The organism is Ruegeria sp. CG8 (assembly GCF_056537165.1).
The window spans coordinates 290,232-305,714 of sequence record NZ_JBQFRA010000005.1 but is presented as its reverse complement, the minus strand read 5'-3'; the positions used below and the strand labels follow the sequence as shown (position 1 = coordinate 305,714).

Genomic DNA, 15,483 nt, shown 5'->3' with positions numbered 1-15,483 from the left:
CTGAAAACGGTTTCTAAAGGAATCGGGGTTAAGCCTTGATTGAAATTGATCGAGGGAGAAGCCCCGATGTTCTCGGACCTGAACGTCTTTAAAGTTGCGTACGCCCTGGCAACCCACGCCGGACAACGGCAGGCCGTCATCTCGCGCAACATGGCCAATGCGGATACGCCCGGCTACCGGGCCCGCGATATTGAGCCTTTCGCGGAAGCCTTTGAAAAATCCAGTGCCACCAGCGCAATGAGCGCGACCCGCGACGGTCATTTGAACGGTGTCGGACCGGGCGGCATGACTTGGGCCGAGCATATGCGCGGCGGCGCCGTCGATCCCAATGGCAATGGTGTTTCGCTCGAAGAAGAAATGCTGAATGCGGTCGAGGTCAAGCGACAGCATGACCGCGCGCTGGCCATCTACAAGTCCTCGATCGGGATCCTGCGCACCGGTCTGGGCAAGGCGTGAGGAGGCCATCATGAGCGATTTCTCCAAATCCCTGGCCGTCACCGCCGGCGCGCTGCGGGCGGAGGCTGCGCGCCTGCGCCATGTTTCGGAAAACATCTCGAACGCGGATACTCCGGGTTACCGGCGCAAATCGGTCCCTTTCGAGACGGTGCAAAAGGACGGCACTGATCTGGTTCAGGCCGGTCGGGTCAGGCTGGACCGGCGGGCGTTGCCCCGGATCTATGATCCCGGTCACCCGATGGCGGACGCCAGCGGATACTACGCAGGGTCCAATGTCGATCTGATGGTTGAGATCGCCGACGCGCGTGAAGCGCAACGCAGTTACGAAGCAAACCTCAAGATGTTCGACCAGACCCGACAGATGTCGGCCAGCCTCATGGAATTGTTGAGAAAATAAAGGAAAGCCAGAATGGATACCCGATCGATCACCGCGGCTCAGAGCTATGCGCATGCCCGCCCGGCCACCCAAGCGGATTCGGGAACAAGTGGCGCGGCACAAGGGCTGCGCACAACCTTTCAGGACTTTGCGGCAACCCTGAAACACAGCGAAGAGGTCGCCAATGCGGCCATGATTGGTCAGGCCGACCCACATGCCCTAGTGCAGGCACTGGCCCAGACCGAACTTGCGGTCGAAACAGCGGTTGTGGTGCGCAACAAGGTCGTTGAGGCCTACCAGGAAATTCTGCGGATGCCGGTCTGAACGATGCTCAGCGAAGGTCTGTTCTATGACGTCGTACGTCAGGCCCTTTGGATTGCCGTGGTCACGTCAGTTCCGATTCTGACGGTCGCGCTGGTCACGGGTTTGGCCGTGGGCCTGTTCCAGGCCCTGACGTCCATCCAGGAGATGACCCTGACCTTCGTTCCCAAGTTGGTGGCCATCGTCATCGTGTTCTGGGTCTCGATGGGCTTCATGACTCAGACGCTGGTCACATTCTTCACCTCGACACTGGTTCCGCTGATTGCAGGAGGCCGCTGATGGATACAGCCTACGTCACCTTGTCCCGTCAAACCGGGCTGATGAACGAAATGCGTCTGGTCGCGAATAATATCGCCAATGCGCACACGACGGGTTACCGCCAGCAGGGTTTGGTGTTTTCCGAGTTTGTGCGGGACCTTCCCGGCAGCCCCTCACTGTCCATGAGCCGTGCTCAGGCGCGCAACACGTTTTTTGCACAGGGCGTGTTGACGGAAACCGGTGGGCAATTCGATTTTGCAATCGAAGGCAGTGGGTTTTTCTTGGTTGAAACTCCGTCCGGCAACCGTCTGACCCGGGCGGGCAGCTTTTCACCGGACGCCAATGGCGATCTGGTGACGATGGATGGGCACCGCGTGCTGGACAGCAACGGGGCCCCGGTCTTCATCCCACCGGACGCAGCAACCATTGATGTGGGCGGCGACGGGACGCTCAGCGTGAATGGACAGGCTTTGGGGCAGATCGGGGTGGTTCAGCCCGCGGAAGGCACCGAGTTGGTGCGGGAAGGCAGCACCCTGTTCAAACCGGAAGGCGAGGTCGAGCCGGTCGAGCAGCCAGTGGTTCTGAACCGGTTTCTGGAGGGTTCGAACGTCAACGCCATCGGCCAGGTGGCCCGGCTGATCGAAATCCAGCGTGCCTACGAACTGGGTCAGAGTTTTCTTGACGCCGAAGATGAAAGGGTCCGCGGCGCCTTGAAGACCTTGATGCGCTGATCTGAAACTGCAGGAGAAACCGAAATGCGAGCCCTGAAAATTGCCGCGACTGGAATGGCGGCGCAACAAATGCGGGTCGAGACGATCTCGAACAACTTGGCGAACATGTCGACCACGGGCTACAACGCCCGGCGGGCTGAATTTGCGGATCTGCACTATCAGCAGATGGCTCGCGCCGGCACGGTGAACGCCGCGGACGGTACTGTCCTGCCGACGGGAATACAGCTTGGTCTGGGTGTTCGTCCCGCGGCCGTGACTGTCGAGTTGGCCCAAGGCGCGTTGTCCGCGACGGGCAGTGACTTGGACATCGCGATCGAAGGGCGCGGATATCTCGAGGTGGTTCTGCCAAACGGCCAGTCGGCCTATACCCGTGACGGCAGTCTGAAGCGATCGGCCGAAGGACTCATCGTCACTTCGGACGGGTTTGCGGTCGCCCCCGAAATCACCATCCCGGACGACGCGCGGTCGATTTCCATCAACGCGTCCGGCGAGGTCTACGCCTATTTTGACGACACCGCGGAAGGGCAACTGCTGGGAGAATTCACGCTGGCCAGCTTTTCCAATGCCAAAGGCCTCGAGGCCATCGGCAGCAACCTGTTCAAGGAAACCGAGGCTTCGGGCGCTCCGATCGTGGGCACCCCAGGCGAGGACGGGCTCGGGATGCTGCGTCAAGGCTATTTGGAGGACAGCTCGGTCGATGCGGTACGTGAGGTGACCGATCTGATCGAGGCGCAGCGCGGCTACGAAATGAATGCCAAGGTGATTTCGGCCGTCGACCAGATGATGGGCGCGACGACACAGGTACGCTGATGCGGGTCGTGGCCTTCATATCCCTGTGGCTTCTTCCGGTTGCCGCCTTTGCTGACATAGTCGTGCCGACCAGAACGATCCGGGCCAAGGAGATCATTGAATCCGCTGATCTTCAGGTGAAATCCGGTGAGGCACCCGGCGCGGTAAATGATCCTGCAGACCTGATCGGGAAGGAAGCCAAGACCGCTCTGTATCCCGGTCGGCCAATTCTGAAGGCAAGTGTCGGCCCTCCCGCTCTGGTCGATCGGAACGATCTGGTGACGCTGGTCTTCGTGAAAGGCGGACTGTCCATCGCGGTCGAAGGGCGCGCGCTGGGCCGTGGCGCCGCCGGAGATCGCATCCGAGTCATGAACCTGTCGTCACGAACGACGGTAACAGGAAAAATCCGTCCCGACGGCCAAATCGAGGTGTTTTGATCATGAAACTGTCCAGATCCCTGTTGCTGGCCCTCCTGTCCCTTTCCGCCTGCGGGCGTTTGGACCATCTGGGCAAACCGCCCAGCCTGTCGCCAACTACGGAAACTCCGGAACACGTGGCGATGTTGTGGCCGGGTTTGCCGTTGCACACTCAATCCCAGCGCGCCGTGGACCGCGCGTCTTTGTGGAGTGGGGGTCAGCAGTCTCTGTTGGGCGATCAGCGCGCCATCAAGAAGGGCGATATTCTGACTGTAGTGATCGAGCTGGATGAAAAGGCCGAAATCTCGAACGATACAAACCGATCGCGCGGCAGTTCGGAAGATCTCAAGGTTCCCGGCCTCTTGGGATTGCCCCAGCGCGCAGCGAAACACCTGCCAGATGGTGCGTCACTGGACGAAGCAGTCTCGATCGATTCCGCGTCAGTCAGCAAGGGCAAGGGGTCTGTGAAACGCAAGGAAAAGCTGACACTGCGCGTCGCCGCAACAGTGATCGATGTCCTGCCGAACGGCGTCCTGTCAATTTCCGGAACGCAGGAACTGAGGGTGAATTTCGAACTTCGCGAGCTGCTGGTGTCTGGTTATGTGCGTCCGCAGGACATCTCGCGCCAGAACGAGATTACCTATGACAAGATCGCGTCTGCACGGGTGTCCTATGGCGGCCGCGGCCAGATCACGGATGTTCAGCAGCCACGATACGGGCAACAGGTGCTGGACGCGCTGTTGCCGTTCTGAGGTGTTCAAATGATGAAGAAACTGCTCCCCGTTCTCTTTTTGATTGCAGGTCTCGGGGCCGGCGCTACGGCTGGGCTGCTTTTGACACCGGGACCAGCGGATACCGTGGCCGATGCCAAAGCACCGGAGCCCCACGCCGAGGAGACCGCCAAGGCAGACAAGGCGAACAAAACCTCCGGCCATAGTGAGACGTCCGGCAAGGCCGGTCCCTATGAATATCTCAAGTTGACCAAACAGTTCGTCGTTCCGATCGTTGAAGAAAACGAAATCTCTGCTCTGGTGACCATGTCGCTGAGCCTGGAAACCCGGCCGGGCATCTCGGAGGAGTTCTACGAAATCGAACCGAAACTGCGGGACGGGTTTCTTCAAGTGCTGTTTGATCACGCGAATATTGGTGGGTTCGACGGCGAATTCACGCAATCGGACAATCTTGAGGTGCTGCGAAGGTCCCTGTTGGAGGTTGCCCGAAAGAACCTTGGCGATGACGTGTCCCGTGTTTTGATCATGAGCGTGAGCCGCCAGGACACCTGACGCCAAAGGACCGGCTTCAGCTTTCGGTTTACTGGTTCATCAGTTTCCTGGCGCGTGCAATGCGCAGCGCGGTTTCTTGATCGCGCTGCAACGTCTCAACCGCCTGCTTGCGGCCGAATGCTTGGCGAAGGTCCTCCATCATTGCCAGTTTCCGGGATCTGACCCGCGCCAATTCAGTGTTGAGGTCACGCCGGGTTTTGGACTCCCACCCGTGCCACAAGACGTCCGCGCCAGCGATCTGGTACCCAGGGGTTTGCGCGGCGTCCGACGCCGTTTGGGCGACCTGTGCGTTTAGCGCGCTGATCTGTGCCTGAATGCGGCTTTCGGCCTCAAGTATCGGGCTCAGTTTCTGAAACTCTCTTTCGTATGAAGCCGCCGTGACCGCCGCTAGATCCCTTAGCTTCGCGCGTGTCATCCGACCGCTCCTTTCGCGCGTTTTCGCATGGCTTCGGCAAATCGGATGGCGGCAGCGACCGGGCGATAAAGGTCTTCCGTTATCTCCTTTCCGACCTCGACGGTCGCATGCAGGGCTCGCGCCGTCGGCGGATCCGAATGAATCGGAACTCCTGACTCCATCGCCGTTCGGCGGATTGTCGCGGCAACTTCGTCAACACCCTTTGCGACGCAGACGGGTGCGGTTCCATGGGCGCGGGTCCATTTCAATGCCACCGCAAAATGAGTGGGGTTGACGATGACCACATCAGCCTTCGGAACCTCGGCCATCATCTGGTTGGTCGCAATCTCTTGCGCGCGCTGACGTCTCTGCTGTTTGACATGCGGATCGCCTTCCGTGTCCTTCGTCTCGTCCTGCAGTTCTTTGCGCGACATTCGATTTTTGCGCATGTGCTCGGAATACTGCCACAGGTAGTCGATGACCCCGATGGTCAGCGTGACGGCGACGACGATGAACAGGAACCGAAACAGTAGGTTCATCATCAGCGGGATGGAGGCTCGTGCGGGGCTGGCTGCAGCCGTCAGGATGTCCGCTAGGTTGGATTTCAAAAACACGGCAAGGCAGATGCTGTAGATCACCAGCTTGATGAAGCTTTTGAGGAACTCAAAAAGTCCGGCACGACCGAACTTGTTCTTGGCATTGTATGGGATTGAAATGCGGGACATCTTCGGCGTCAGTTTGCTTGGGGCAAACACCAGGGCGCGCTGTGCCAAGAGGTTCAGCAACACAAACGCCGCTGGAACCGCCAACAGAACACCCGCGGAAACGGCAACCTTTTCCATCAGCCCGCCGACCGGTTCAGCCGCGCTGCCAGACGTCAACAACCGTGACAGTTCCGGGGCCTGATCAATCAGAACCATCAGGGATGATCCCAAATGTTCGGTCGAAAACTGCCCGACCGCCAAAAGAGCGATTGTCAGGCCGGAATAGGCGGCAACGGCGGAAAGGTCATTTGATTTGACGACCTCACCCTTTTCCCGAGCCTTCTGCAGTTTCTGCGGTGTCGCCTCGAAGGACTTGTCAGTGTCATCGTCCGAGCTGCTCATTCCGGTGCTCCGGTCGGATCAAGCAAGTACTGGAACAGGACGTCAGACCAGACCGCAAGGATGATCGGCGCTCCCGCGAACAGAAGGAACAAACCGGCAAAGGTGATTGCCGGCGCGCCTACAAAGGCGACCATCAGTTGAGGCATGGCCCGGTTGATGACACCCAGGGCCAGGTTGTAGATCAATGATGCAATGACAAACGGCATGGCCAGTCCAAAGGCCAATGCAAAGCTGCCCGATACCTGCGACACCCCCCAACGGGAAAGATCGGTCGCTGTTGGGGCCGTACCCACCGGGAATAGTGAATAGCTGTCGATCAGGAATTGGGTCGCCCGGATGTGAATGCCCATCAGTGTGGCAAGGGCCAACCCGGACAGGGTCAAGAAATGACCCATCGCCGGGGCCGGGTCCGCAGCGGCGCCACCCAGGATCTGCGACAACGACGTGGCTTGCGCGGCCATCGACCCGGCGGTTTGAAGGGCGAGTACCAGTAGCCGAAGTCCGATCCCCAGGGTCAGGCCGATCAGGATTTCGGTCAGTATCAATTGAACCAGCGGCATCAGGCCACTGTCGGGCTCGGCAACGGAAACCGACGGCGCGACGACCAGCGTGAATGCGATTGCGACCCCCAGCTTTACACGGGTTGGAATGCTGCGCTCCCCGAAGGCTGGCAGCAGGGAAACCACCGCTGAAACCCTGAGAAAAACCGCAAACGAGGACCACAGGATGCCCCCCAGCTGAGCCAGCAAATCCGGCGGCAGCCCAATCACGCCGGCACCGTTCCGACCAGCGCCGGCCGCGCTTCGAGCCCAATTTCTTCGAACGACAGGACTGGATTCGAGATTCCCCGCGCGTGCATGATGGTACGCAGCAACCTGCGCCGCCGCGTCGAGGTTACCAACGCCGGGAACACACCCTGATCCGCGCTGCGTGTTATCGTCGTGACGACGCCATCGGCCAGTTTGTTGAACAGATTGGGGGGCAGCGCCACATCCAATCCAGCATTCGGAGTGTCGATCTGGTAGGTGGAGAACGTCTCCTCCCATTCCGGCGCCAACTGGATCAGGGGAATCGAGCCGTCGCCACGCTTCAGGTCCGCCACCAGCTGGAAGCCCAGTCGCTGGCGCACGATCTCGCAGATCGCCTCAGGCTGCGTCGTGGTCATCCGCGCTTCGGCCACGCTTTCCAGGATCAGCGCCATGTTGCGGATCGAAACCCGTTCTTCGAGCAGCAGCCTCAAAACCGCGTGCAAGGTGTCGATCGGAACCTTGTCGGGGATCAGCTCATCCAGCAGCTTTCGGTTCGCCTCGGCCCGGACCGGATCGCTGAGGCGGGTCATCTCGGACAGGAGCCGACGCAGGGATTTCAGGGTCAGCAGGCGCGGGAAGTTCTGCTTGATGATTTCCAGCAGATGGGTCGCCAGAATCTCGGGCGGGGTGACGATGGTTGCGCCGCTCAGCGCGGCGGCCTCTTGATCCTTGGGCAGGATCCATCGGGCGGGTGCGCCGTAGACCGGTTCGGTGACGTCATTGCCTTCCGGCAACAGGTCCAGCCCGTCCTGCACCAGTGCCAGGATCAGGTCGGGGTGAAGCACCCCCCGGGCCTGTTCGACGCCCTGAACACGAATGACGTAAGTGCCCGTCGGCAAGTCGGCCCGGTCTGTCAGCCGGATCTCCGGCAGGATCAATCCAAAGCTCGACGCGACGTAGGTCCGCATGTTGGCGATCCGAGCGTCCAATCCGGTGCCGGGGTTCAACACCATGCTGACCAGATCCGGGGCAAATTCGAGGTGAACGTCGTCGAGGTCAAGGACGTCTCCGATGCCTTGTGTTGCCTTGGGCTCGGCGTCCGAAGCCGGCATACGTGCCGACTCTGTGGCAGCTGATTGTTTTTTGTGAACAACAAATGCCGCATAGCCCAGGATCACGCCGCCGAGAATGAACGGCAGAAAAGGCAGCCCGGGCACCAGCGCAAACAGCACCATCAGGATCGCAACGGTTGCCAGCGCAGCCGGATGACGCCCCAGTTGCGAGAACAAGGCAGTATCGGTTGCACCCTGCGTACCACCGCGGGCCAGCAACAGGGCGGATGCGATAGAGATGATGACCGCCGGTATCTGCGTGACCAACCCGTCACCAACGGTCAGGATCGCATAGGTTTCAAACGCCGAGGCGACCGGCATACTGTGCACGATCACCCCCATGATCAACCCCATCACCAGGTTGAGCAGGGTAATCAGCAGCCCGGCAATTGCATCGCCCTTGACGAATTTGGATGCCCCGTCCAGCGACCCGAAAAAGGTGGTTTCCCGTTGCTCAAGCTCGCGCCGTTCCTTGGCTTGCTGATGGTCGATGGCGCCGGCAGACATGTCGCTGTCGATGGCAAGCTGTTTGCCCGGCATACCGTCAAGGGCAAAGCGGGCCCCGACCTCGGCCATGCGCGCCGCACCTTTGGTAATCACCATGAAATTCACGATCAGCAGCACGCCGAACACCACGAGGCCCAGGAAGATGCTGCCGCTCATGACGAATTGGGCAAAGCCCTCGATGACGTCACCGGCGGCGTTGGGCCCGGTATGACCCTGCCCGATGATCAGCTTTGTCGACGACACGTTGAGCGACAGGCGCAGCATCAGCGAAGCCAGCAGGATCGTTGGAAAGGACGAGAAATCCAACGGTCGCTCGATGAACAGGGTCAGGGTGAAAATCAGGATGGCCAGCGCGAACGAGGCCGCAAGGCCAATGTCCAGCACCCAGGATGGCATTGGCAGGATCATCATGACGATCACCGTCATCAAGGCCAACGCCAGTAGAACGGTGGGTGAAAACAGGGATCGGGCGTCAAGCTTTGGCACGCGTCACTCCTGATCGAACGCGATGAACGCAGCAGCAGCGGCGGAGGAGGGAACCAATGAGCCCAAGCGGCCCGTCCCGGTTCGGCCACGACCGGGCGGGATCAAAGGCGCGGCCGCCCGGGAAAAAGGATCGCGGCCCGGGGGTCCCGGTTGCGCCAGCCGCACGCCGTCGAGATTGGCGAGGATGGTTTCAAATCGGTCCGTATACGCCTGTGCAAGGCCGGGCGTACGCGAGTGATAGGCGCCAACCGCATGCCCCCACGAACCCTGTTCAGTAAAAAGCGACTTCAGGAACTGCGCCGCGTAGGCAGCGTTCAGATCCGGATCAAACATAGCGTCTATGGACCGGAAGGCTTTGCCATGCCAGCGGTAGTTGATCTGGAAACAGCCAATATCAAAACTGCGCGCACCCGCTTTGAACACGTCGAAGACAAAGGCCTTGGCCTCGGTCTCGGTGGCGAACCAGTACCCTTTGCCCTCGACATTGACGGTCCAGGGCCAGGGTGTCAGGCGGCCCCTCATGCTGCGCCCGGTCTCGGTTCGAGTGACGGCCAACAGAATATCCTGCGGCACACCTTCGGCCATAGCCGCCCGGCGCGCGGCCCGGTCGCAGACATCAGTCGCGTGGCCATCCGACCATGCCAGGGCGGCAGGCGCGGCGGCGGTTAGCCAAACGGCGATCGAGATGAAAAACTTGAGCTCTGGCATTCTGCCGGTCCGGGGATTCTTGTGTCCGGGCCAAGCTAGCCAGTTTTGGGTTTACAGAGGGTTATCGGGACCTCAGCCCCGATCGATGCGGCGGCCGAACACAACGCTGGTGTTGGTCCGCAGCACTCCCGGGATCGCCGCTAGCTCATCAACCAGAATGTCCAGATCCTCGATCCGCGGCGCTTCGGCGGACAGCAACAGATCGAATTCTCCATTGATCGACAGGCACAGCTTGACCTCTGGATAGGCTTCCAGCCGCTTGATAATGCGGGCGGTTTCTTTCTGCTGTACCTCCAGCAGGACAACGACCTGGACCTTGGGCGTGTCCTCGGCCTGGCGCAGGATCACCGAATATCCGGCGATCACACCGTTTCTCTCCATCCGGCTGATACGTTCATGCACCGTAGTCCGGGCCACCCCGAGCGTTGCCGCGATATGGGTGGTCGAGGCGCGCGCGTTGTGTTGCAGCGCGGCAATGATGCGGCGATCAAGCTGGTCCATCGATGCTCCGTGTTCCGAAGGGATGGTTCGGGTGTATGCCAGTTTGGCGCCTGCGCTCAAGGCTGATGCGGGTATCGGGGGTGAAGGTCGTCGATGATGATCGGGTGGGCGTGCTCTGCCGATCCGGACAGGTGCGGATGGTCGACCGGCAGGTCCGGATGCTGGTGGATGACCGCGCCCGGCTCGGCGCGAGGCCATGCCAACAGAGCTCCGACCAGACCGCACAGTGACAGAACGGTCAACAAAGCCATGGCCACTGTCGCACCGAACGCTGTCATGACCCATCCGGCCAGCGGGTAGAGAACCAACCAGCAGGCATGCGACAGGGTGAATTGGGCGGCGAAGACGGCCGGGCGGTCTTCGGCGTGGGCCGACCGGGTCAGCAGGCGCCCCGACGGGGTCAGGGTTGCCGAGTATCCGAAGCCGACCAGTGCCCAGATTGCGGACAGCCCGGCAAGGCTCATGGGTACAGCTGCAGACAGGATTGCAGCAACCGCCATGGAAGCGGTGGCAATTGTGGCACCCGCCAGCATCACTTTGCGGTCCTCGAACCGCCGCAAAACCGCCGGCAAGGCAAATGCCGCCAGCATTGACCCGCTGCCGAATCCGGCCAGCGCGATGGCCACGGCACTATCGGACAGCCCCAGGCTTGCACGCACGATGACGACGGTATTGACCAGGACCATCGCGCTGAGCGCTGCGGCGCTCCAACTCAAAGCCAGCAACCCCCGAAGGCGTGGTGTGGCCAGATAGATCCGCAGACCGCGGGTTGTGCGGTCGAAGATCCCGCGCGGCCGGACGGGCGTGGGTGAGGGAAGGGCAACCGACATGACCAACAAGGCCGAGGCGGCAAAGCCGAGGCTTGTTCCCAGAAACAGGCTATCGAAGCTGACGAAGATCAGAAGGAACGCAGCCAGCATCGGGCTCACCAGACTTTCCAGATCATAGGCCAGGCGCGACAGCGACAGCGCCTTGGTATAGTCCTGTTGGTCGGTCAGAACGTCTGGTATCGTGGCTTGGAACGCCGGGGTGAACCCGGCTGAGGCAGATTGCAGAACGAAGATCAGAACGTAGACCTGCCAGATGTCGGTCACGAACGGCAGGCACAGCGCCACTGCGGCGCGGACGAGGTCCAGCGTCACAAGCAATTTTCGCCGGTTCAGCCGTTCCGCAAAGGCCGCCGCCACCGGTGCGACCGTAACATAGGCAACCATCTTTATCGTCAGTGCCGTACCCAGAACCAGGGCCGCAGAGCTTCCGGCCAGATCGTAGGCCAGAAGCCCCAGGGCCACCGTGGCAAGACCGGTGCCCGTCAAGGCCACGATTTGCGCAGCAAGCAGGTGACGATAGACCCGGTTTTGAAGAACGCTCAGCATCACAGGTACTTGGTGATGGCCTTGAAGGCGTAGACCGAGTCGGCGTCGCCCGAAGCAAGGCAATGGTCGACATGATCATGGATCAGTGTCCGCTTGGCATTCGTGATCGCCTTTTCCACGGCGAAAAGCTGCTGAGCGATGTCCGGACAGGGCTCCTGGTCGTCCAGCATTGCGATGACCTTGGCCAGATGCCCATGTGCGCGTTTCAGGCGCGCGATGATCTGCGGGTGAGTTGAATGCTTGTGAGGGTTCATGCATTAACCCTATCCCCCCATGGGGATACATCAAGCCTGCCGGAGATCAATCGCGGCATCGGTCCGGATGGCGTTGAGTTTGCAGGCCAAACACCCTATTTCGGGGACGATACCGAACGAAGGAAACACGTGTGGCGAACCATCTGTACAAGAACGACCTGCCCGATGGGCTGGATCTGGGCCCGATCGTGGCCATTGATTGTGAGACCATGGGTCTCAACCCGCACCGGGATCGCCTGTGCGTGATTCAGATGTCCGGGGGTGACGGCGATTGCCATATCGTGCAGGTCGAAAAGGGCCAAACCTCGGCGCCGAACCTGAGTGCCATGCTGGAAAACCCGGATGTGCTGAAGCTGTTTCATTTCGGGCGGTTCGACATTGCCGCGATGTATCATGCCTTCGGGGCGTTGGCCGCTCCGGTGTATTGCACCAAGATCGCCAGCCGCCTTGTGCGCACCTATACCGATCGTCATGGTCTCAAGAACCTGTGTCAGGAGTTGCTGGGCGTCGATATCTCGAAACAGCAACAGATGAGCGACTGGGGTGCCGAGACCCTGACCGAGGCCCAACTGGATTATGCGGCCTCCGACGTCCTGTATCTGCACCGTCTGCGTGATGCCTTGAACGCGCGGCTGGCGCGTGAAGGGCGCACCGAGATGGCGCAGGCCTGTTTTGACTTCCTGCCGATGCGTGCCAGACTGGATCTGGCCGGATGGCCTGAAACGGATATTTTTGCGCACTCATGACAGACAATGAATCCTTTCTGAAGGTTGCCCGTCAGGTAATCACCGACGAAGCCCGGGCGTTAGATGTTTTGGCCGACAGCCTTGACGACCGATTTGCCGAAGCCGTTCAGCTGATCCTGCAGGCCACTGGGCGGATCATCATCAGCGGCATCGGCAAGTCGGGACACATCGGCCACAAGATCGCCGCAACCCTGGCCAGCACCGGCACGCCGGCCTATTTCGTTCATCCGGCCGAGGCCAGCCACGGCGACCTGGGGATGGTGTCGAAAGGAGACGTGGTTCTGGCGATCTCCAATTCGGGCGAGGCGCCGGAACTGGCCAATCTTCTGGCCTTTACCCGGCGGTTCGGCATTCCGTTGATCGGCCTGTCCAGCAAGCCCGAAAGCTCGTTGATGAAACAGGCGGACGTTCATTTGCTGATCCCCTCTCTGGGCGAGGCCTGCGGCTATGGGATGGTGCCGTCGATTTCGACCACGCTGACACTGGCCATGGGTGATGCGCTGGCGATTGCACTGATGAAATATCGTGACTTCAAGCCAGAAGATTTCCGCGCCTTCCATCCGGGCGGCAAACTGGGCGCGCAGCTGAGCGCAGTACGCGATTTGATGCACAGTGGCGATGCGGTGCCGCTTGTCTCTGCCGATACACCCATGAGCGACGCGTTGATCGAGATCAGCCAGAAAGGCTTTGGCGTGGTCGGGGTGACGGACGCGGATGGCAAGCTTGCCGGCATCATCACCGACGGCGACCTGCGGCGCCACATGGAGGGGCTGCTGGACAATACAGCCGCTCAGGTCATGACACGCAATCCGACCACGATCGCACCGGATTCTCTGGCCGAAGAAGCCGTGGCGATCATGAACGCGCGCAAGATCACCTCGTTGTTCGTGGTCGACCTCGAACAGCCGGGATTGGCGCAGGGCCTTCTGCATATTCACGATTGCCTGCGCGTCGGGCTGGGCTGACAGGAGGCGCAGGTGGACCGCTATTCCCGAATGGTGCAGTTCCTGAAGGTTCTGTTGCCGCTGGCGGCGATTCTGCTGCTGTCCACGGTATTCCTGCTGTCGCGCAGCATCGAAACCAACGTCTCGGGTCCGTTCACCCAGCAGGATATCGACGAACGGCTTGAGGGGCAGCTTGTGACCCGCCCGAACTATCGCGGGACCACCCGCAAGGGCGAAGATGTCCAGGTCGAGGCGGTACGGGCCAGCCAGGGAACTGCCGACAGCGATCCAAGAGCAACGGAATTCCGTGGCCGGTTCGGCCTGTTGAACGGTGGGGTGATCACGCTGGATTCCAACTCGGGGTCGATCCGACCGGACAAGGCGACGGCCACCTTCACGGGGGACGTGGTGATCACCACCACGGACGGTATCCGGGTGACAACAGACCTGTTGAATACTTCTTTGGACGAGATCCGGGGCGATACGCCAGGTCAGGTGCAGGGAACGGGGCCAATCGGCAATTTCTCGGCCGGGCGGATGACATTTGGCGCTGAAAAAGAGGGTGGACCGGTCCATATTCTTTTTACAGATGGCGTTAAGCTGTTATATGAGCCGAAAAAAGCCGAAAGATAGACTGTGTTTGATTTTCGTTTCGCCCTCGTTTGTTTCGCCTTGGCCGTGGGTTCGGTGCCAGCGTCCGCGCAGGAAGCGCAGGTGGCCTTTGGGTCGGTGAAGGCCGATCCCAGTCTGCCGGTCGAAGTGACATCCGAGACACTGAACGTCAATCAAGAGGACGGTTCGGCCGAGTTTCTTGGCAACGTCATTGTCGTGCAGGGCGAAATGCGCCTGTCCGCCGGTCGTGTGCTGGTGATCTACAACCAGGATCGGTCGGGGATCGAACGCATGGAGGCCTCGGAAAACGTCGTGCTTGTCAGCCCGCCGGATGCCGCCGAAGGGGACTGGGCGGAATACACCATCGACTCGGGTGTGATCGTGATGAAGGGCAACGTTCTGCTGATGCAGGGGCCCAGCACGATCAGCGGCGACCAGATGATTGCGAACCTGACAAGCGGAACCGCGACCATGTCGGGGCGGGTCAAGACGATCCTTCAGCAGGGCGGAAATTGATGGCGGGCCCGCAACTGTCCGTTGCCGAAGGGTCTCAGGGTCTGAAGATTCAGAAACTGCGCAAATCCTATCGCAAAAAGACCGTGATCCGGGACGTGTCGATGACGCTGGACCGGTCCGAGGTCGTGGCGTTGCTAGGGCCGAACGGCTCGGGCAAGACGACGACGTTCTATTCCGTTGCCGGGCTGGTGTTCCCCGAGGCCGGAACGGTCACGTTGGACGGTCAGAATGTGACCACGCTGCCGATGTATCGCCGGGCGCGCATGGGCATCGGGTATCTGCCGCAGGAAATGTCGATCTTTCGCGGCTTGAGTGTCGAGGACAATATCTCGGCCGTGCTCGACATTGCGGTGAAGCATGTGCACCGCCGCAAGGAACGTCTGGAAGAGCTGCTCTCGGACTTTTCGATCGAGCATTTGCGGCGGGCGCCTGCCCTTGCATTGTCGGGCGGTGAGCGCCGTCGCGTCGAGATAGCCCGCTGTCTGGCCGCCGACCCCAAGTACCTGCTGCTGGACGAGCCATTTGCCGGCGTCGACCCGATCAGCGTGGGCGATATCCGGCATCTGGTGGCGGATCTGAAGAAGCGTGGAATCGGCGTACTGATCACCGACCACAACGTGCGGGAAACGCTGGAAATTGTGGACCGCGCCTACATCCTGCACGACGGGCAGGTGCTGATGTCCGGATCGCCCGACGAGGTGGTGGAAAACGAAAATGTCCGCCGCGTGTATCTGGGTGAAAACTTCAAGATTTCATAGGCTTAGCTTTCATTGCGCCAGGCGCATGACAGAATTCGCGTATATACACTCCTGTTTTGATTGACTCTTCTGCCGCCTCTTGGC

The 15,483-nt window shown here is 60.5% G+C and carries 22 protein-coding genes; 14 read left to right on the top strand and 8 right to left on the bottom strand.

The window, feature by feature from the left end; all coding sequences use genetic code 11:
- Window positions 1-66 precede the first annotated feature (66 nt).
- From ACR0EF_RS16460 to ACR0EF_RS16420, 9 genes are read left to right on the top strand one after another with little or no spacing between them, the layout of a single operon-like run.
- The gene (locus ACR0EF_RS16460; protein WP_170373273.1) at window positions 67-456 is read left to right on the top strand and encodes a FlgB family protein; all 390 of its coding nucleotides are present in this window, start codon (window positions 67-69) and stop codon (window positions 454-456) included.
- A gap of 10 nt (window positions 457-466) precedes the next feature.
- Window positions 467-853, top strand: coding sequence for a flagellar basal body rod protein FlgC (gene flgC / locus ACR0EF_RS16455; protein WP_170373240.1), 387 nt, complete (start codon window positions 467-469; stop codon window positions 851-853).
- Window positions 854-865: 12 nt separating this feature from the next.
- Entirely contained in the window at window positions 866-1,156 is a 291-nt protein-coding gene (fliE, locus tag ACR0EF_RS16450) for a flagellar hook-basal body complex protein FliE (RefSeq protein WP_170373239.1), read from the top strand.
- Between the two features lie 3 nt (window positions 1,157-1,159).
- On the top strand, window positions 1,160-1,432 hold the full coding sequence (locus ACR0EF_RS16445; protein ID WP_170373238.1) for a flagellar biosynthetic protein FliQ: 273 nt from the start codon (window positions 1,160-1,162) through the stop codon (window positions 1,430-1,432).
- Window positions 1,432-2,142 (top strand): flagellar hook-basal body complex protein, encoded by a 711-nt coding sequence (locus ACR0EF_RS16440; RefSeq protein WP_170372469.1) that lies wholly within the window; start codon window positions 1,432-1,434, stop codon window positions 2,140-2,142. Before ACR0EF_RS16445 ends, ACR0EF_RS16440 begins: the two co-directional genes overlap by 1 nt.
- A gap of 24 nt (window positions 2,143-2,166) precedes the next feature.
- Window positions 2,167-2,952, top strand: coding sequence for a flagellar basal-body rod protein FlgG (gene flgG / locus ACR0EF_RS16435; protein WP_170343153.1), 786 nt, complete (start codon window positions 2,167-2,169; stop codon window positions 2,950-2,952).
- Window positions 2,952-3,368, top strand: coding sequence for a flagellar basal body P-ring formation chaperone FlgA (flgA, locus tag ACR0EF_RS16430; protein WP_170372465.1), 417 nt, complete (start codon window positions 2,952-2,954; stop codon window positions 3,366-3,368). Before flgG ends, flgA begins: the two co-directional genes overlap by 1 nt.
- Window positions 3,369-3,370: 2 nt before the next feature.
- Window positions 3,371-4,099, top strand: a complete 729-nt coding sequence (gene flgH, locus ACR0EF_RS16425) for a flagellar basal body L-ring protein FlgH (protein WP_170372463.1) — start codon at window positions 3,371-3,373, stop codon at window positions 4,097-4,099.
- Window positions 4,100-4,111: 12 nt separating this feature from the next.
- Window positions 4,112-4,630 (top strand): flagellar basal body-associated FliL family protein, encoded by a 519-nt coding sequence (locus ACR0EF_RS16420; protein ID WP_170373237.1) that lies wholly within the window; start codon window positions 4,112-4,114, stop codon window positions 4,628-4,630.
- 28 nt (window positions 4,631-4,658) lie between these two features.
- Here the strand turns inward: ACR0EF_RS16420 and ACR0EF_RS16415 are convergent, their stop codons facing one another.
- The 8 genes from ACR0EF_RS16415 to ACR0EF_RS16380 form a co-directional block, all read right to left on the bottom strand.
- The gene (locus ACR0EF_RS16415; protein ID WP_174820334.1) at window positions 4,659-5,045 is read right to left on the bottom strand and encodes a hypothetical protein; all 387 of its coding nucleotides are present in this window, start codon (window positions 5,043-5,045) and stop codon (window positions 4,659-4,661) included.
- The gene (gene flhB / locus ACR0EF_RS16410) at window positions 5,042-6,130 is read right to left on the bottom strand and encodes a flagellar type III secretion system protein FlhB (protein WP_170373236.1); all 1,089 of its coding nucleotides are present in this window, start codon (window positions 6,128-6,130) and stop codon (window positions 5,042-5,044) included. The genes ACR0EF_RS16415 and flhB overlap by 4 nt, the downstream gene beginning before the upstream one ends.
- Window positions 6,127-6,900, bottom strand: coding sequence for a flagellar biosynthetic protein FliR (locus tag ACR0EF_RS16405; RefSeq protein ID WP_170343148.1), 774 nt, complete (start codon window positions 6,898-6,900; stop codon window positions 6,127-6,129). The genes flhB and ACR0EF_RS16405 overlap by 4 nt, the downstream gene beginning before the upstream one ends.
- The gene (flhA, locus tag ACR0EF_RS16400; RefSeq protein ID WP_174825253.1) at window positions 6,897-8,924 is read right to left on the bottom strand and encodes a flagellar biosynthesis protein FlhA; all 2,028 of its coding nucleotides are present in this window, start codon (window positions 8,922-8,924) and stop codon (window positions 6,897-6,899) included. Before flhA ends, ACR0EF_RS16405 begins: the two co-directional genes overlap by 4 nt.
- A gap of 63 nt (window positions 8,925-8,987) precedes the next feature.
- Window positions 8,988-9,692 carry a lytic transglycosylase domain-containing protein gene (locus tag ACR0EF_RS16395; RefSeq protein WP_170372457.1) on the bottom strand — a complete coding sequence of 235 codons (705 nt, stop codon included), beginning with the start codon at window positions 9,690-9,692 and terminating at the stop codon, window positions 8,988-8,990.
- A gap of 72 nt (window positions 9,693-9,764) precedes the next feature.
- Window positions 9,765-10,193: an Lrp/AsnC family transcriptional regulator gene (locus ACR0EF_RS16390; protein WP_093963783.1), complete on the bottom strand. Its 429-nt coding sequence runs from the start codon at window positions 10,191-10,193 to the stop codon at window positions 9,765-9,767.
- A 56-nt stretch (window positions 10,194-10,249) separates the two neighbouring features.
- On the bottom strand, window positions 10,250-11,569 hold the full coding sequence (locus tag ACR0EF_RS16385; protein ID WP_170372455.1) for an MFS transporter: 1,320 nt from the start codon (window positions 11,567-11,569) through the stop codon (window positions 10,250-10,252).
- Window positions 11,569-11,823 carry a metal-sensing transcriptional repressor gene (locus ACR0EF_RS16380; RefSeq protein WP_170373235.1) on the bottom strand — a complete coding sequence of 85 codons (255 nt, stop codon included), beginning with the start codon at window positions 11,821-11,823 and terminating at the stop codon, window positions 11,569-11,571. Before ACR0EF_RS16380 ends, ACR0EF_RS16385 begins: the two co-directional genes overlap by 1 nt.
- Window positions 11,824-11,954: 131 nt before the next feature.
- Between ACR0EF_RS16380 and ACR0EF_RS16375 the strand changes: the two genes are divergently transcribed.
- Genes ACR0EF_RS16375 through lptB form a run of 5 tightly spaced genes read left to right on the top strand, consistent with a single transcriptional unit; the run spans window position 11,955 to window position 15,399 of the window.
- Window positions 11,955-12,569 (top strand): ribonuclease D, encoded by a 615-nt coding sequence (locus tag ACR0EF_RS16375; protein ID WP_170343143.1) that lies wholly within the window; start codon window positions 11,955-11,957, stop codon window positions 12,567-12,569.
- Window positions 12,566-13,534: a KpsF/GutQ family sugar-phosphate isomerase gene (locus tag ACR0EF_RS16370; protein ID WP_170373234.1), complete on the top strand. Its 969-nt coding sequence runs from the start codon at window positions 12,566-12,568 to the stop codon at window positions 13,532-13,534. The genes ACR0EF_RS16375 and ACR0EF_RS16370 overlap by 4 nt, the downstream gene beginning before the upstream one ends.
- Window positions 13,535-13,546: 12 nt before the next feature.
- Window positions 13,547-14,146, top strand: coding sequence for an LPS export ABC transporter periplasmic protein LptC (gene lptC, locus ACR0EF_RS16365; protein WP_093963640.1), 600 nt, complete (start codon window positions 13,547-13,549; stop codon window positions 14,144-14,146).
- A gap of 54 nt (window positions 14,147-14,200) precedes the next feature.
- Window positions 14,201-14,641: an LptA/OstA family protein gene (locus ACR0EF_RS16360; protein WP_367646424.1), complete on the top strand. Its 441-nt coding sequence runs from the start codon at window positions 14,201-14,203 to the stop codon at window positions 14,639-14,641.
- The gene (gene lptB / locus ACR0EF_RS16355; RefSeq protein WP_093963638.1) at window positions 14,641-15,399 is read left to right on the top strand and encodes an LPS export ABC transporter ATP-binding protein; all 759 of its coding nucleotides are present in this window, start codon (window positions 14,641-14,643) and stop codon (window positions 15,397-15,399) included. Before ACR0EF_RS16360 ends, lptB begins: the two co-directional genes overlap by 1 nt.
- Window positions 15,400-15,483: the final 84 nt, after the last annotated feature.